At 41.6% G+C, this 18,245-nt stretch carries 14 protein-coding genes; 3 read left to right on the top strand and 11 right to left on the bottom strand.

Translation table 11 applies throughout. The features are described from left to right. The first annotated feature begins 124 nt into the window (after positions 1–124). Positions 125–904, top strand: coding sequence for a TorF family putative porin (locus ACY3FQ_RS13485; RefSeq protein WP_241392142.1), 780 nt, complete (start codon positions 125–127; stop codon positions 902–904). A 44-nt stretch (positions 905–948) separates the two neighbouring features. Here ACY3FQ_RS13485 and ACY3FQ_RS13490 read toward each other — a convergent pair whose 3' ends face one another. The 7 genes from ACY3FQ_RS13490 to kdpA form a co-directional block, all read right to left on the bottom strand. Beyond that, positions 949–1,164, bottom strand: a complete 216-nt coding sequence (locus ACY3FQ_RS13490) for a hypothetical protein (protein ID WP_241392141.1) — start codon at positions 1,162–1,164, stop codon at positions 949–951. A gap of 10 nt (positions 1,165–1,174) precedes the next feature. Then, positions 1,175–2,587 carry a glutamine synthetase family protein gene (locus tag ACY3FQ_RS13495; RefSeq protein WP_241392140.1) on the bottom strand — a complete coding sequence of 471 codons (1,413 nt, stop codon included), beginning with the start codon at positions 2,585–2,587 and terminating at the stop codon, positions 1,175–1,177. 170 nt (positions 2,588–2,757) lie between these two features. After that, positions 2,758–3,471, bottom strand: coding sequence for a response regulator (locus ACY3FQ_RS13500; RefSeq protein ID WP_489774176.1), 714 nt, complete (start codon positions 3,469–3,471; stop codon positions 2,758–2,760). 28 nt (positions 3,472–3,499) lie between these two features. Continuing rightward, positions 3,500–6,148, bottom strand: a complete 2,649-nt coding sequence (locus ACY3FQ_RS13505; protein WP_489774177.1) for an ATP-binding protein — start codon at positions 6,146–6,148, stop codon at positions 3,500–3,502. Positions 6,149–6,440: 292 nt separating this feature from the next. Then, entirely contained in the window at positions 6,441–7,043 is a 603-nt protein-coding gene (gene kdpC / locus ACY3FQ_RS13510; RefSeq protein WP_489774179.1) for a potassium-transporting ATPase subunit KdpC, read from the bottom strand. Between the two features lie 22 nt (positions 7,044–7,065). Continuing rightward, on the bottom strand, positions 7,066–9,138 hold the full coding sequence (gene kdpB / locus ACY3FQ_RS13515; protein WP_489774180.1) for a potassium-transporting ATPase subunit KdpB: 2,073 nt from the start codon (positions 9,136–9,138) through the stop codon (positions 7,066–7,068). An 11-nt stretch (positions 9,139–9,149) separates the two neighbouring features. Then, positions 9,150–10,874, bottom strand: a complete 1,725-nt coding sequence (gene kdpA, locus ACY3FQ_RS13520) for a potassium-transporting ATPase subunit KdpA (RefSeq protein WP_489774181.1) — start codon at positions 10,872–10,874, stop codon at positions 9,150–9,152. A 163-nt stretch (positions 10,875–11,037) separates the two neighbouring features. Between kdpA and ACY3FQ_RS13525 the strand changes: the two genes are divergently transcribed. Then, complete coding sequence (locus tag ACY3FQ_RS13525) at positions 11,038–11,514, top strand: transposase family protein (protein WP_489774183.1); 477 nt, start codon at positions 11,038–11,040, stop codon at positions 11,512–11,514. Beyond that, a complete protein-coding gene (locus ACY3FQ_RS13530; protein WP_004692353.1) occupies positions 11,462–11,794 on the top strand; it encodes a transposase in 333 nt (110 codons plus the stop codon). Before ACY3FQ_RS13525 ends, ACY3FQ_RS13530 begins: the two co-directional genes overlap by 53 nt. Before the next feature lie 188 nt (positions 11,795–11,982). Here ACY3FQ_RS13530 and ACY3FQ_RS13535 read toward each other — a convergent pair whose 3' ends face one another. The 4 genes from ACY3FQ_RS13535 to kdpB (ACY3FQ_RS13550) form a co-directional block, all read right to left on the bottom strand. Then, positions 11,983–12,696 carry a response regulator gene (locus ACY3FQ_RS13535; RefSeq protein WP_004692355.1) on the bottom strand — a complete coding sequence of 238 codons (714 nt, stop codon included), beginning with the start codon at positions 12,694–12,696 and terminating at the stop codon, positions 11,983–11,985. Positions 12,697–12,723: 27 nt separating this feature from the next. After that, a complete protein-coding gene (locus ACY3FQ_RS13540) occupies positions 12,724–15,372 on the bottom strand; it encodes a sensor histidine kinase (RefSeq protein WP_005400786.1) in 2,649 nt (882 codons plus the stop codon). A gap of 206 nt (positions 15,373–15,578) precedes the next feature. After that, complete coding sequence (kdpC, locus tag ACY3FQ_RS13545; protein ID WP_004679624.1) at positions 15,579–16,181, bottom strand: potassium-transporting ATPase subunit KdpC; 603 nt, start codon at positions 16,179–16,181, stop codon at positions 15,579–15,581. A gap of 19 nt (positions 16,182–16,200) precedes the next feature. Then, a complete protein-coding gene (kdpB, locus tag ACY3FQ_RS13550; protein WP_004281624.1) occupies positions 16,201–18,243 on the bottom strand; it encodes a potassium-transporting ATPase subunit KdpB in 2,043 nt (680 codons plus the stop codon). Positions 18,244–18,245 lie beyond the last annotated feature (2 nt).

The raw sequence follows: 18,245 nt of genomic DNA on the forward strand, positions 1-18,245 counted from the left end.
GTTAGAATAATGTATACATCTTGATTTTATATGAATTTTACGTAAAATTTACGATAATTTTATTATATATCAATAGATTAAAATCTAACATACATCACTCTACTGACTATTTATTCAGGATGTTATGAAAAACCTGCACAATCTATTTATTTGCCTCACGACACTATCTTCAAGTTACGCTTTAGCTTCAGATAATGGTAAACCTGCTGATTTAAGCTTTTCTGGGAACGTTTCACTTGCGAGCGAATATCGCTGGCGTGGTCAGACTCAAACAAAGAATGACCCTGCATTACAAGGCAACTTTCTTTTAAACCATGCTTCAGGAGTTTATTTTTCTATATTTGCATCGAATGTAGATTTTGGGGACGAAGCACATTTAGAATTGGATCCTCAAATTGGCTATACAGCACCAGTAACATTAGGATCAATACATCCCACAGCAGATATTGGCATGCTGCGCTACAATTATGTCGGCAACAGTGATTTAAATTATAATGAATATTATTTCAAAATGATTTTTAATGCCTTACTGCATCAAAGCGACAGCCTTATACCAAGCATAAGCTATACCAATAACTATGGTGGCAAAGTAACCAGTGAGAGCATGGGTAAAGATATCTCAAACTGGTATTTTAATGTATTGTATGCAACCCCTATCTCTCAATCTGATTTTGGTGCAAATGCAAGCCTAGGCTATTCAAAAGCAAGCGAGGAAATTTATGGTTCTGAAGCAGAGGACCATTTTTTTGATTGGAAAATAGGTGTAACTTATGCCTATAAACCAATGGGACTGCTTGCTGAATTAGCAGCGATGGGTAGCAATTTAACAACGGGTGGTTTAAGCGATACAAATAAAAAGGGCGTTAAAACAGCAGCAGTTTTCACACTCACTAAATCTTTTTAAAAATGAATGCCAATAGTATCAACAGTACTATTGGCATATTTATTTTACTTTAATCGTATAAATAAAACTTCTATCTCATTTTGATTAAAACCTCTTTCTTTAAAAATATTTCGGATTAGTTTTTTCATATTTTTGGAGGCTTGAGGATATTTCTGTATCAAAACTTCTGCATTCATTTCCTGCAAATTATATTTTAAATATAAATCTTCATTGAGCTGCTGATTTTCAGAATCATCAATAGAACTGAGTTTTGGATTCATATTACGTCTGCTAAACATCCCAATGCTGTTCTATTGAGGTAATCTGATGATAAATATGTTGATACTCCGCACGTTTTACCGTATACCACAACTCAATAAAATCTTTCCCGATGTATTTTTCTAAAATGGCATTGCCTTGAAAAAGTGCTAAAGCATCCAGCTGATTCGTGCTCAAAAAAACAGGCTCACCTTTGGATTGGCTAACATCCTTAGGTATTTCTAAAGGTTGCGTTAACCCATGCAATGCCCCTATACAGATCATGGCAACGGTTAAATACGGATTACAATCAGCACCTGCAACACGGTATTCTAAGCGCTGATTTTCATTGTCAGAACAAGGTATACGGATGGCCACGTTACGGTTATTGATACCCCAATTCGCTTCTAATGGGACATGGTTGCCCACTTTAAAGCGTCTAAATGAATTTACATTGGGTGCAAGAACTGCCATTGACGAGGGGAGCAATACAATCAAGCCACTAATCGCTTTCAATAACTGATGTGACAGCAAATTATTATTGTTTCTGCTAAAAATATTTTGATGATCTTGATTTAAAACACTCATATGAAAGTGCATGCCGCTGCCAGCTTTATGCATATCTGGCTTTGCTAAAAAACTGGCTTTCAGTCCATTTTTTACAGCAATTTGTTTGATTGTGCGTTTCAACATCATGATCTGGTCGCATAGCTTAAGGATGTTCTTACTATGCTGAATATTGATTTCATATTGCCCTGAAGAGGATTCGGATACTAAGCCTGTAATATGAATGTTCTGTAAAATGGCAATACGTTCAATTTCATCTAAAACTTCTTGATATCTATCTTGCACATTCACATCAAAACATTGATTTAGATATGTGGTATTCGAACTACAAGCACCATCACCATCCACCAAATAAAATTCTAATTCAGCGGCCATACAGGGATAAAAGTTTTGTTGGTGTAAGCTGTTTAAAACTTTTTTTAAAATATTGCGGGGTTCAACTGGGCAATCATTATTTTGATCATCTTTCATGCTCAGAAATAACTGTGCATTTGATTCTGGTTTTAAAGCACAGGGTTGTAGGCTGCCGAGTACTGGCTTACATAAACAATCAGGCTCCCCTATTGATCGACCTAAACCCGTTTCTTCAATTATTTCACCATTAAGACTCATCGCATAAATGGAGAGCGGGAAATAACTTTCTTGTACAACTTTTTTTAAACATGCGATATCTATACGTTTACCACGGACATGCCCATTAAGATCATGTAAATAAACATCAACATGATTGGTATTGGGATAGCGATCCAGATAACTTTTTACTTCTTCTAGAAATAGTAAATCTTCAGTATTGTCACACTTTAGATTAAGGGGTGTCGAATCTTGGATTAATTCAGCAGCGTCTACAATATTGTGTTTCTTCATGAGTAAAGCACTCATAATTTGATCCTATCAAACTTTGATAGCTATCAAAATAAAACAAGTTCCCCCTAAAGTAACGTAAACAAAACGTAAAATAAAACTGTTTAAAAAAGCACTCCTTAAATCTTTTTATCACGTATAAAAACAACAATATCAGCCCACAAAAAGAATGATAAATTCCTTTTAAATCAATAAGTATTTAAAAACCTCAATCCAACACCAGGTTCAGTAATAATATATTTTGGCTGAATGGCATTATCATTTAATTTCCCTCTTAATTTAGCGACTAAGATCCGCAAATAATGGGTATCTTCTTGATGCGTTGGGCCCCATAGATCTTTCAGAATTTGAGGCTGAGTAATCAATTGGCCTTTATTCTTCGCTAACAAACTCAGCAGCTGATATTCTTTGCGTGTTAAGGAAAGCAATTGCTGATTGAGAAAAACCTGACGTTTAGAAAAATCAATTTTTAATACACCATCATCAAAACTTGCAGCATCAGCAGTGCTATGCTGATATTGTCTGAGCAGTACACGTAGGCGTGCCATCAGCTCCTGAATACTAAATGGCTTGGTGACATAATCATTTGCGCCAGCATCTAAAAGCTTAACTTTTTCTTCTTCATTTGCACGCACTGACAACACGATGACCGGAACATTCGACCATGTCCGAAGCTCTAACAAAACCTCAAAACCGTCTAAATCAGGCAGTCCTAAGTCTAAAATGACCAAGTCTGCACCTTGTAAAGCCAAAAGTTCTAAGCCTTTTTGGCCATTTTCAGCCAAAAGCGTTTTATAGCCCTGTGCTCTGAGTGCAATGTCTAAGAATTTTCGAATCTGGTTTTCATCATCAATAATCAATATATTGGTCATAGAACTGGCTGATTCATTTTGTTCTGGCATTTCTCCCCCCTAGAAACCGCTGTCTATATTAAGCAATTTGCTGAATAGGAAGCTGTATGCGGATACATGTTCCTTGATTATTCTTGCCTGATGATGCCATGATTTCCCCCATATGCGCACCTACAATCGCTTTAACAATGGTGAGGCCTAAACCTGTGCCATATTGCCCGCGGTCACCGCGCTGCATTGTATAAAACATATCAAAAATACGTTCTCTCTCATCTTCCGGTATGCCCTGGCCTTGGTCGGTAATGGCAATTTCAATCACATTTTCATTTATTTGTGCCACATCAATGATTACTGCTTTATTTTCTGGCGAAAATTTCGCTGCATTTTCTAAAACATTAAAAATTGCCTGTTCAATCAATGCAGCATGTACAAATAAGCTCAAAGATTCTTGAGGCGCATGTAGCTCGACTAAAGCCTGCGGCATATAACGCTTTAGTCGGCGTATAGCTGAACCAATTAATTCATCTACGCCAATCCAGTCCCGCTTCAAGCTTAAACCTTCATGCCCTAAACGGGTCATATCCAATAAGTTTTGAATATAGCGGTCTAAACGTTCGCCCTCTAAATGAATAGCTTCCAGCAAACTGTCCTGATCTTTTTCATCCATCGAATGACGGTAACTACTCAAAGTGTCCGCTGCGCCAATCATAGAGGCTAAAGGTGATCGCAAATCATGCGACACTGAAGATAAAAGCGCTGAGCGCAATTTTTCTGTTTCAGAATTCACATTGGCTATTTCTAAGGCCTTGGTAAGTTGCGTACGGGAAATAGCTTGTGCAATATACTCCACCATAATTTCAGCCAATTGTTTTTGTTCAGTATTTAAAATAGTTTGAACATCCGGGAATTTTAATCCAATCACACCTAAACATTGCTTAGAAGCCAACAACGGTAGAAACCACCACTCATTTTCCGTCAGGGTTTGTGTAAAGCGGCCGGATGGCTGATGGTTTTTTAAAGTCCAATCAGCCGAAATCTTTTCTTTATCACTGATATTTTCTAATGCTGTTTTCGCTTGTGATGTTTCAGGGAAATAAATCCAAACTTCAGCATTTAAGTTTTTGCTCAGGCTATTTTCAGCAATATCTTGAACATGTTGTAAATCTACCGCTGTAGACAGTTTTTGTCCTAAATCTTGCATGATGCTGTTATAGCTGTTTGCCGTTTTGAGGGCGGTCACCTGTTCTTTCAAACGTGAAGCCAAACGGCTCGAAATTAAGGCGGCTCCCAAAAATGCAACTACCGTGACTACACCCTGATGTGCAGAGATCTGAAATGTAAATTGTGGTGAAATAAAGAAAAAGTTATAGGCCAAAAAGAATAATAGGGCAGAAAAAACCGCTACTAACATTCGTGTTTTTGATGCAACAAAAACTACTGCGGTAATAAAAATAACGGATAGATCATTTATACCAAGATACTTTTCACCCAAGTTTGCTATTCCAATGCTGATGACAGTGGTCGCAAGCACATACAGCATTTCCCTAATCGAAAAAAATGCCCTTTGATTGAAAACTGAATGATATTTTTTATCCGCAATAATCGGCACAATACTGAGTTCAAAATTTGGCTGATATTTCAGTAATTGATCGATCAAATTGGGCCTTAGACTTAACGAAAAATTTTTCTGAATAGATTGCGCTAGAACCAGGGTCGAAATACCGCGATCCATGACATAATCAAATAAAGTTTTTGCATGCTGCTGGCCATAAAGGATTTCGGTCATGCCGCCCAATTGACGCGTTAAATTCAAGGCTCGTTCTATTTCACGGCTTTGTGAGTTTTCTTGTTTATCGATGACTTGAGTATCTTGAGAAAAGGCTACGACAGTCCAATTTGCTAAACGATGTTCTGCAATTCGGCATCCTGTCCGCACTAAAGCTTCAGAATTTCCACAGCCATCTACCATAACTAGAATATGGTTTTTTAAGGGAATTGGTACAAGCCCGTGAATAGCAAAGTTTTCCCGTACATTGCTATCGACATGGCTAGCAACCGTTTGCATGGCTAATTCACGTAAAGCGGTTAAATTGGAACTGTTAAAAAACCGCTGCAATGCCTGTTCTGCTTGTTCAGGCACATAAACTTTGCCTTGATTTAAGCGTTCCAATAATTCATTGACTGGCAAATCAATTAGGCGAATATCACGGATACGTTCGAATAACCGATCTGGCACCGTTTCGGTGACGCGAACCCCTGTAATTTGATATACCACATCATTCAAACTTTCTAAATGCTGAATGTTCATGGTAGTAAAAACATCAATACCTGCATCTAATAATTCATTGATGTCCTGCCAACGCTTTTCATGGCGACTGCCTGGCATGTTGGTATGGGCGAATTCATCAACAAGAACGATACTTGGTTTTTTATCCAGTACAGCGTCCAAGTCCATTTCTTCAAGTTGATGCCCTTGGTATTCAATGATTTTACGCGGGATAATCGTGAGCCCTGCAACCAAATTTTCGGTTTCTGCACGACCATGCGTTTCTACATAGCCAATGACAATATTGTTGCCCTGCAAGGCCAAATCATGCGCACGAACCAGCATAGCAAAGGTCTTCCCCACACCGGGGGCTGCCCCTAAAAATATGGTTAAGCGCCCAGATTGATAGCGCTGCGTATGTTGTAGCAAAACATCTGCTTTATTGGTTCGTTGAGCTGTCATAAAAATAATCTTTATAGATTGTTTTAAAATATGTTTTTAAAAATTTATTTTCAATGAACTTCAAATCATTTTTCGCTATCGTGAAGCCACATAAATGTCGCTGTTGGATCGGGCTCAAGGAAGAGCCCACAATCCTATTTAGAATTTTTGTGACTCTTCATCCCTGAAAAGTAAGGAATTACGAGCTTAACGATTATACATACTCGCTTTTTCTAGACTATTTTGTTTCAAAATAATCCTTAAAAAAAACAAGCCATTCATCTTGGTCTAATTTCTCAAATATTCATTTGATTTATTTAGCCATCCGATCCAAAGCCAAATTCAGTTCAAGCACATTCACACGTTCAGCCCCCAAAATGCCTAAAGTGGGTTGAACCGTATGTTGCTGTACTAATTTCAACACATCTTGCTCAGAAATCTGTCGTGCTTGTGCAACACGTTTGACCTGAATCAACGCTGACTGCACACTTATTTCAGGGTCTATTCCACTGCCTGAAGCAGTCACCAAATCTGCTGGAATTTTTGATTTTTCAATCTGTTCCTGTGCTGCAATTTGATTTAAACGTTCATCGACTGCTTGGTGCAAAGCTGGATTGGTTCTCGCCATATTACTCCCTGCCATTGCCATCGGATCATAATTTGAAGCCGATGGGCGTGACTGAAAATACTGTGCCTGAACAAAAGGCTGTGCAACCAGACTTGATCCCACAACCCGATCCTTCTCCACAATCAAACTGCCATTGGCTTGATGCGGAAAGATCACTTGACCCAGTCCTGTTGCAACTGAACTATACATAAAACCGCATAGCCCCAAAGCAACAATACTTAAGCCAACAGAAGCACGTGTTAAACCCGTCAACGATGAATCAATTAATTGATTATTTTCAATATTCATTTTTTTTCATCCTCACAAATTTTTAAAGTGACAACAATGGACTGATCATCAGATCAATCACTTTGATTGCAACGAATGGCAACAACACCCCACCCACACCATAAATCAACATATTACGGCGTAACAATTGTGTAGATGTAGACGGTTTAAACTTCACACCACGTAAAGCAATTGGAATCAGTAATGGAATGATCATGGCATTAAAAATAAGTGCTGAAAGAATGGCGCTTTCAGAACTGCCCAATTGCATCACATTCAACACGCTCATTTGCGGAATAGCAGCAACGAACAATGCAGGTAAAATTGCAAAGTATTTCGACACATCGTTTGCCAAGGAGAAAGTGGTTAATGCACCTCGGGTAATGAGCTGTTGTTTCCCAATTTCAACAACCGCCAGTAATTTGGTGGGGTCTGAATCCAAATCCACCATATTGCCAGCTTCTTTGGCCGCTTGTGTACCTGAATTCATGGCGAGTCCAATATCAGCCTGTGCCAAAGCAGGTGCATCGTTGGTTCCATCCCCGACCATCGCCACCAAATGCCCTTTATTCTGCTCTTCACGAATACAATTCAGTTTATCTTCAGGTCTTGCTTCAGCAATATAGTCATCGACACCTGCTTCCGCTGCAATGGCTGCTGCAGTTAACGGGTTATCCCCTGTGACCATGACGGTTTTGATGCCCATTTCACGTAAGCGCGCAAATTTTTCTTTAATCCCTTGCTTAATCACATCAGAAAGCTCGATCACCCCTAAAAGGTTTTGATCTTTCGCGACCACCAACGGGGTTGCACCTTTAGATGCGACTTGCTCTACACGGGCTTTGAGTTCGCTATGGTTTTCAAGGGTCTGTGATGCAAATTTAAGAATCGCATCCAAAGCCCCTTTACGTATTTGATGACCATCTGACAAATTAATACCTGAAATACGACTTGATGCATTAAAGGCAATAAATTCCGCCTGCTCTGGGTCAACCACACGTTCCCCCAATTCTTTTGCCAAAGCCACCACAGACTTCCCTTCTGGTGTTGGGTCTGCAAGTGAGGTCAATACCGCTGCTTGACGAAGCTCTGATTCGGTCACACCTGCGAGCGGATAAAATGCAGTTGCCTGACGGTCACCATAAGTAATGGTTCCTGTTTTGTCGAGCAATAACACATCCACATCACCCGCCACTTCAACTGCTTTACCTGATTTGGCAATCACATTGGCTTTTAAGGCTCTGTTCATTCCCGCAATACCAATTGCAGGCAACAACCCGCCAATAGTCGTTGGAATTAAACACACCAACAACGCTACCAACAAAATTGGATTAATTTCTATATTCAGAAGATGTCCAATAAAGGGCAGACTCACCACCACGACAATAAAAGTCACGGTCATGACCGTGAGTAAAATACCCAATGCAATTTCGTTGGGGGTTTTTTGACGGTTCGAACCTTCAACCAAAGCAATCATGCGGTCAAGGAAACTATTTCCTACTTCGGCCATCACTTGTACAACAATACGGTCGGTTAAAACTTTGGTTCCGCCAATCACGCCCGACTTGTCTGTACCCGCTTCACGCAATACAGGTGCAGATTCACCCGTAACAGCCGCTTCGTTAATGGTGGCAAAACCATAAATAATTTCGCCATCGGCAGGAATGAGTTCACCCGCTCGAACTTCGATCAGGTCATGCATTTTTAATAAACTTGCTGCAATTTGCACACCGTCAGCATCATCTTTATTTTGAATACGGCGTGCAGTCAAATTCTGACGTGCTTGTCTTAAAGATGATGCTTGACCACGACCTTTGGCTTCTGCCACCGCTTCTGCATAATTGGCAAACAGTACAGTGACAAATAAAATAAAAGTGACCAATAAGCCAAACACCAAGCTGGCTTTACCTAACACGGTACTAACGAAAGTAATAATAGTGCCTAGCCAGACAATCGCCATCACAGGATTTTTAATCACATGTTGTGGAAGCAATTTAATAAATGCATTTTTCCATGCTTCAGCTTGAAACAAAGTTGCAGATGACTGTTTTTGAGATCTCTCATTTTGAGATGGTTTGCTTTGAATAGCTTGAACAGATTGGTTTGAATGATTCATTGTACTGCCCCTTAACCTTGTACCAATAACAAATGATCAGCAATCGGCCCTAAGACGAGCACTGGCATAAATTGTAATAAAGTCAACATCACCACAATGGCAATGAGCGTGAACGCAAAGGTTGGCGTTTCGACTTTTAAACTGCCGCTGCTTTCAGGCGCCTGACGTTTAGCCGCTAAACGTGCTGCAATCCACAATGGAATAATCAGTGTTGGGAAACGACCCAACAATAAAGCAAGGCTACAGGTCACATTCCACCATACGGTGTTATCTGCCAAACCTTCAAAGCCTGAACCGTTATTGGCAAATGCAGAAACATACTCATACAGCACTTGTGAGACAGCGTGGTATTGCGGATTACTATTTCCTGTCAGTTCAGGGAAAAATAAAGTCACAGCCGTTAAACTTAAAATCACAATCGGTTGGATTAATATCACCACCGCCAACAATTTAATTTCTCCCGCTTCAATTTTTCGACCAAACAATTCTGGGGTACGCCCTGTCATTAAACCGGCAATAAATACTGCCAAAAACAGATAGATAATAAATTGCTGTAAACCGCAACCAATACCGCCCCAAATGGCATTAATCAGCATATTGGCTAAAGCCACAAAACCTGTTAACGGTGCAGATGAATCATGCATCATGTTGACAGAGCCATTATTCACTTGTGTGGTAACGGCTGCCCAAAGTGAAGAAGATGCTTCACCAAAACGAACTTCTTTACCTTCCATTGCATAAAGCTGTGTTGCTGTAGATGAAAGACTTTCAGACCAAATTGCACTGCTTGCCGAAATGACCGACATCAGCAACATTGAACCAAAAACAAAGCCTGCAAATTTTGCGCGTTTGGTGAAAAAACCCAACATGAAAATGACAGAAACTGGAATCAGTAGAATCGCCAGCATCTCTAAAAAGTTGGATAATGGCGTTGGATTTTCGAGGGGCACACTACTGTTTGGTCCATACCAACCACCACCATTACTGCCGAGCTGTTTAATTGCCACCATGGGTGCAACTGGGCCTAATGGAGTTTTTTGAGTTTTTAATTCAGCCGTTTGGTCAATGACTTGAACTTCAGGACCACCCTGAAATGTAGACGGCACCCCTTGACTATTCAGCAATAGCGACCACACCATACACAGCGGAATTAGAAAACGAAACGTTGGACGAATCACATCTGCCCAATAGTTCCCGACATTAATTTTCTGAACTTTGCTACCGAAACTTGCATTCTGATCTACTTCTGACAATGTATTCGATTGCTTATAGAACAACGCACGGACTGTTGCGACAACCATCGCCAAGCCCATCATGGGGGTAATGATTTGCATACCAACAATACCCACCATCTGCGACAAATAAGACAGTTGAACCTGCCCTGAATAATGTTGCTGGTTGGTATTGGTCAGAAAGGAAATCATGGTGTGCAGCGCCAAATCCCATGACATATTCGGTGCATTATTCGGGTTCAATGGCAAGCTGGCTTGTGTCATAAATAAAACCCAAGTCACCAATCCAAGGACCAAACAACTCAGTACGAAACTCAATGAATAGGTCTTCACGTTCATACCAAGTTTAGGATTGGTTCCCAGCACTGCATAGATTGGTTTTTCAATCCAATTGAACACAGGGTCAATTTTCATCTCACGATTTTGCATAATAGCCGCGAGGTATTTCCCCAAGGGATAAGCCAAAATAGTGACTATTGCGAGCAGTAAAATAAACGCTAACATGGCATTTCACTCCCCTTTGAACAGTGGGAAATGGAACTGTTTTTCATATTAATATATCTATGATTTTTTAATTTTTGTACGAAGCATATTTTTGGATGCTGTACTGTAAGCGTCCGCTGAACTTGTCACTGAGGCAGGTTGGACATTTGATTTCTAGAGTTATTTGCATTTCTCTATTTTATCAAAATTCAACCTGCTTTTTTTTAGCATACTTTTTGATACACCACCCGTGCATAATCTGCGGATGAAATACATCGATTCAAACAAGCTTTCTGATCCTCAGTTCAAGCGATACACAGGCATCTCATGGTCAACTTTCTATTTGATGGTTGAGCAATTGCAGAAGCATGTCTCTGCCAAAGACAGACCGCCCAAGTTAAGCCTGGAGGATCAGGTTCTGCTCTGTCTGAGCTATTGGCGGGAATACCGAACCTTATTTCACGTTGCGACGAGTTACGGGGTTTCAGAGCCCACAGCCTCAAGAATTGTCCGTCATGTTGAAGACTGCCTGCTTCGGTCCAATCTGTTTAATTTACCCAAAGATTTACCCGAGGGCGAAGGCATCGACTGGAATGTTGTGATCGTGGATGCCACGGAAATTCCAATCCAAAGGCCTAAAAAAACAGAAGAAAAGCTATAGCGGCAAAAAAAAGACCCATACCTTTAAAGTACAAGCCATGATTCACTACAAAACTCAGCAAATTCTGAGTTTATGTGCCAGTCGCGGGGCAGTGCATGATTTCGAGTTGTTCAAACGCAATTTAAACCAGATTCCTTTTGGGGCTTTTATCCTGGCAGATAAAGGCTATCAGCGGATTTATGTGTTGTATCCGAATAGCCTGTTGCCATTAAAAGCCAAAAGACACTGTAAATTGGATCCTGAATTGAAAATCTATAATCAAGAAATCAATAAAAGATGAATCGGAATTGAGCATGTATTTGGCAACCTGAAAACCTTCAAAATCCTTGCTGAGCGTTATCGAAATAGATGTAAAAGGCTTAGTTTGAGATTCAATTTAATCGCTGGAATCTACAACTTGGAACTGAGCAAAAAATGATTTATGAAAGAGGTCTAATTACTCATGTAAAATAAATGGCATATTTAATATTAATAAATCTTCAAAAATCGCAAACCCACTCCCGGTTCAGTAATAATATATTTAGGCTGCACAGCATTATCATTTAACTTCACTCTTAATTTAGCCACCAGAATCCGTAAATAATGCGTATCTTCTTGGTGCGTTGGCCCCCACAGCTCTTTCAATATTTGCGGCTGAGTAATCAATTGGCCTTTATTTTTCGCCAATAAATTCAGCAGCTGATATTCTTTGCGTGTTAAGGAGAGCAATTGTTGATTTAAAAAAACCTGCCGTTTGGAAAAATCGATTTTTAATACGCCATCATCAAAAATTACAGTATCAACAGTACTATGCTGGTGCTGCCTAAGCAGTACACGAATGCGCGCCACCAGCTCCTGAACACTAAACGGCTTGGTGACATAATCATTTGCGCCAGCATCCAGAAGCTTCACTTTTTCTTCTTCATTTGCCCGCACAGACAGCACTATCACTGGAACGTGCGACCATGTGCGAAGCTCAGACAAAACCTCATAACCATCCAAATCTGGCAAACCCAAATCGAGGATCACTAAATCCGCGCCTTGCAAAGCTAGGAGTTCCAAACCCTTTTGGCCATTTTCAGCCAAAAGCGTTTTATAGCCTTGCGCTCTGAGTGCTATATCCAAGAATTTTCGAATCTGATTTTCATCATCAATAATCAAGACATTGGTCATGGAGCTGGCTGATTCATTCTGTTCTGGCATTTTCCCACCTAAAAGCTGCTAGATGCTTTAAGTAATTTGCTGAATAGGAAGCTGTATGCGGATACATGTTCCTTGATTGTTCTTGCCTGATGATGCCATGATTTTCCCCATATGCGCACCCACAATCGCTTTCACAATCGTCAAGCCCAAGCCTGTACCATATTGCCCGCGGTCGCCGCGCTGCATGGTATAAAACATGTCAAAAATGCGTTCCCGCTCACCTTCCGGGATACCCTGCCCCTTATCAGTTATGGCAATTTCGATCTCATTTTCATTCACCTGCTGCACCTCAATCATCACAGCTTTATTTTCTGGTGAAAATTTTGCGGCATTTTCCAGTACATTAAAAATGGCCTGTTCAATCAAGGCGGCATGTACAAATAAACTCAAAGATTCTTGAGGCGCATGCACTTCAACCAATGCATCTGGCATATAACGGTTTAAACGGCGCACTGCTGAACCGATCAGTTCATCAACTCCAATCCAGTCCCGCTTCAAGCTTAAGCCTTCATGGCCTAAACGGGTCATATCCAGTAGGTTTTGAATATAGCGGTCTAAACGCTCCCCCTCTAAATGAATCGCTTCCAGCAAGCTGTCCTGATCATTTTCATTCATGGAATGGCGGTAAGTGCTCAAAGTATCCGCTGCTCCAATCATCGACGCCAAAGGCGAGCGTAAATCGTGCGATACGGATGATAATAATGCCGAGCGCAATTTTTCCGTTTCAGAATTCACATTGGCTATTTCCAAAGCCTTGGTCAGCTGGGTGCGGAAAATCGCCTGCGCAAGATACTCTACCATGAGTTCAGCGAGCTGTTTTTGCTCCGTATTGATTACTGCTTGCACATCTTTAAGTTTCAACCCCACCACGCCTAAGCATTGCTTGGAAGCCAATAAGGGCAAAAACCACCACTCATTTTCCGTCAAGGTTTGGGTAAAGCGACCGGACGGTTGATGGTTTTTGAATGTCCAATCGGCTGAAATTTTTTCTTTATTACTCATGATAGTCGATGATGCTTGAGTTGCTGCAGTATCTGGGAAATACAGCCAGACATCTGCATTGAGATTTTTACTCAGGCTATGTTCAGCAATCTCCTTGATTTGTGCCAAATCTAATGCTGTGGACAGCTTCTGCCCTAAATCCTGCATAATGCTGTTATAACTGTTCGCCGTTTTGAGTGCAGTCACCTGCTCTTTCAAACGTGACGCTAATCGGCTCGAAATTAAAGCCGCGCCCAAAAATGCAATCACGGTGACAATCCCCTGATGTGCAGAAATCTGAAATGTAAATTGCGGGGAAATAAAGAAAAAATTATAAGCTAGAAAGAATAGGATGGCTGAAAAAGCTGCAGCCAGCATCCGTGTTTTTGATGCCACAAAAACCACAGCGGTGATAAAAATCACCGAAAGATCTTCAATCCCTAAATACTTTTCCCCTAAGCTTGCAATCACAATGCTGATGACCGTGGTGGCTAGTACGTACTGTATTTCTCTCAGCGACAAGAATGCCCTTTGAGTGAAAAAGGACAGATGCTTATTCTCTGCAATAATCGGCACTATACTGAGTTCAAAACTGGGCCGGTATTGCAGTAATTGATCAATCAAATTGAGCCTTAAATTCAGCGAAAACTTTTGCGGAGCCGCTTGCGCTAAAACTAAGGTTGAAATGCCGCGGTCCATCACATAATCAAATAAAGTTTTAGCATGTTGCTGGCCGTAAAGGACTTCTGTCATTCCGCCCATTTGACGCGTTAAGTTTAAAGCCCGTTCTATTTCACGGCTTTGCGAGTTTTCCTGTTTATTCATGATTTGCGTATCATGAGAAAAAGCAACAACCGTCCAGTTTGCCGCACGATGCTCGGCAATACGGCATCCAGTCCGAACTAAAGCTTCAGAATGCCCTTTGCCATCAATCATAATTAAGACATGATTTTTTAAGGGGATTTGAGCAAGCCCTTGAATGGCGAAATTTTCGCGTACATCATTATCAACATAATTGGCAACGGTTTGCATTGCCAGTTCACGCAGTGCCGTTAAGTTGGAGCTGTTGAAAAATCGCTGTAAGGCCTGTTCCGCCTGCTCAGGCACATAAACCTTCCCTTGGTTTAAGCGCTCCAACAGCTCATTCACAGGCAAATCAATTAAGCGGATATCTCTAATCCGTTCGAACACCCGGTCTGGCACGGTTTCAGTGACACGAATCCCAGTGATTTGATATACCACATCATTCAAACTTTCCAAATGCTGAATGTTCATGGTGGTAAAAACATCAATACCAGCATCTAATAATTCATTGATGTCTTGCCAGCGTTTTTCATGACGGCTGCCGGGCATATTAGTGTGGGCAAATTCATCCACCAAAACAATACTGGGCTTTTTATCCAAAACGGCATCTAGATTCATTTCCTCCAGATGCTGCCCTTGATATTCAATAGCCTTGCGCGGAATTATATCTAAACCAGAAATTAAATTTTCAGTTTCTCTACGGCCATGCGTTTCTACATAGCCAATGACGATATTAATACCCTGCAGCGCCAGTTCATGCGCACGAACCAGCATGGCAAAGGTCTTTCCCACGCCCGGAGCTGCGCCTAAAAAAATCGTCAGCCGCCCAGACTGATAACGCTGTGTATGTTGCAGCAAAACATCGGCTTTATTGGTTCGTTGATCAGTCATAGAAGTAATCTTTATTTATTGCTTTAAAAAGATGTTTTTAAATTCATTTAAATGCGTCTAAAGTCAGCTTGGCTATTGCTGGGCAATATGGATGCCACCGTTGGGCGGAGGTATAGAACATCCCCTCGCCCAACAATCGTATGTAACTTAATTCAAATTATTTAATAGCGTTCAATCACTATATTTTAATCTTCAAGCCATTCATATCACTTCCCGCCCCGATCCAAAGCCAAATTCAATTCAAGCACATTGATACGTGCCTGCCCTAAAATCCCAAAAATCGGCTGAACCGTATGCGACTGAATCAGTTTTTCGACATTCTGTTCAGGCATATGCCGTGCATGGGCAATCCGCTTCACTTGAATCATGGCTGATTGCACGCTAATTTCAGGGTCGATGCCACTGCCTGAAGCGGTGACCAGATCCGCAGGAATTTTAGATTTTTCAATCTGTTCCTTCGCTGCGATTCGATTCAGCCGTTCCTCTATGGCTTTCTGCAGTTCAGGATTGGTTCTCGCCATGTTGCTTCCGGCCATCGCCATAGGATCATAATTTGCGGCAGATGGACGCGGATGGAAATATTGAACTTGGGCAAAAGGCTGTGCCACTAAGCGTGAACCGATCACTTGATTATTTTCGACAATCAAGCTGCCGTTGGCTTGTTTTGGAAAGAGCATTTGTCCTAAGCTGGTTGCAGCAGCACTATATACAAAGCCGCATAAGCCTAGAGCAATGATGGTCATTCCAAACGAAGCGCGCAGTTTCTCACCCCATGATGAGTCTGCCAATTGATGATTTTGCATATTCACTTTGTCATCCTCAAAAAATTTATAGGGCCAAGATTGGACTGATCAGCAGATCAATCGCTTTAATGGCAATAAACGGTAGCAGCACCCCGCCCACACCATAAATCAGCATGTTGCGGCGCAATAATTGGGTAGATGTCGAAGGTTTGAATTTCACACCGCGCAGTGCAATTGGAATCAGCAGAGGAATAATGATCGCATTAAAGATCAGCGCAGACAGGATGGCACTTTCAGAACTGCCTAGTTGCATGACATTTAACACATGCATTTGCGGAATTGCCGCGACGAATAATGCCGGCAAAATTGCAAAATACTTTGATACATCATTCGCCAAGGAAAAGGTGGTTAATGCACCGCGAGTAATCAGCTGCTGTTTGCCTATTTCAACCACAGATAGCAATTTGGTTGGATCAGAATCTAAGTCCACCATATTGCCTGCTTCTTTGGCTGCTTGCGTTCCCGAGTTCATGGCTAAGCCAATATCTGCTTGGGCCAACGCCGGTGCATCATTAGTACCGTCACCGACCATCGCTACCAAATGTCCTTTGTTTTGCTCGGTTCGAATGCATGTGAGTTTATCTTCTGGTTTCGCTTCAGCGATATAATCATCCACACCAGCCTCTGCTGCGATGGCCGCTGCTGTGAGCGGATTATCTCCGGTCACCATCACAGTTTTAATGCCCATTTCACGTAAGCGCGCAAATTTTTCTTTAATGCCTTGCTTAATCACGTCTGATAGTTCAATGACACCCAACAAATTCTGGTCTTTAGCCACGACCAGCGGCGTTGCCCCTTTTGAAGCTATTTGTTCTACGCGCGCTTTCAGTTCGGCATGATTTTCAAGGTTTTGCGAAGCGAATTTAAGAATGGCATCCATAGCGCCTTTACGCACTTGATGACCATCCGCCAAGTTAAGGCCTGAAATGCGTGTGGACGCATTAAAAGCGATAAATTCAGCCTGTTCAGGCTCGGCCACTCTTTCACCTTGCTCTTTGGCCAAAGCAACCACCGATTTACCTTCTGGCGTTGGATCGGCCAAAGAAGTCAGTACCGCCGCTTGGCGAAGTTCAGACTCCGTCACTCCTGTTAAGGGATAAAAAGCAGTCGCCTGACGGTCACCGTAAGTAATAGTTCCGGTTTTATCGAGTAGTAAAACATCTATATCGCCTGCAACTTCAACCGCCTTGCCTGATTTGGCAATCACATTGGCTTTGAGCGCTCTGTTCATCCCTGCAATTCCAATAGCTGGCAATAAGCCGCCGATGGTGGTTGGAATCAAGCAGACCAATAGCGCCACCAATAAAATCGGGCTGATTTCAATATGCAGGAAATGTCCAATCAACGGCAGGCTGACCACGACGATGATAAAAGTCACAGTCATCACGGTCAGTAAAATACCTAAGGCAATTTCATTCGGTGTTTTTTGACGGTTTGAGCCTTCGACTAAAGCAATCATTCGGTCGAGAAAGCTATTTCCCGCCTCTGCGGTCACTTGCACGATGATCCGGTCGGTTAAGACTTTGGTTCCGCCAATCACCCCAGATTTATCTGTGCCCGCTTCACGGAGTACCGGCGCAGATTCACCTGTTACTGCAGCTTCATTGATCGTAGCAAAGCCCTGAATTATTTCACCATCTGCGGGAATCAATTCCCCTGCACGCACTTCAATCAAGTCATGCATGTTCAATTCAGCCGCTGAAATCTGCACCCCATCCATATCATCTTTAGAATGGATCCGGCGCGCCGTCAAATTCTGACGCGCTTGACGCAGGGATGACGCCTGTCCGCGGCCTTTGGCTTCAGCAACCGCTTCGGCATAATTGGCAAAGAGAACCGTCACAAATAAAATCAACGTCACCAATAAGCCAAAAACCAAACTAGATTGACCTAGAATTGTACTAACCAGTGTAATCAGCGTCCCAAGCCAAACGATGGCCATCACCGGATTTTTAATCACATGCTGCGGCAGCAGTTTAATAAAAGCATTTTTCCATGCTTCAGCTTGAAATAAGGTTGAAGCTATGGTGTTTTGCTGTGTTTGAACAGTGTGTTTTGAATGATTCATTG

This window comes from Acinetobacter sp. AB03, from assembly GCF_058107045.1.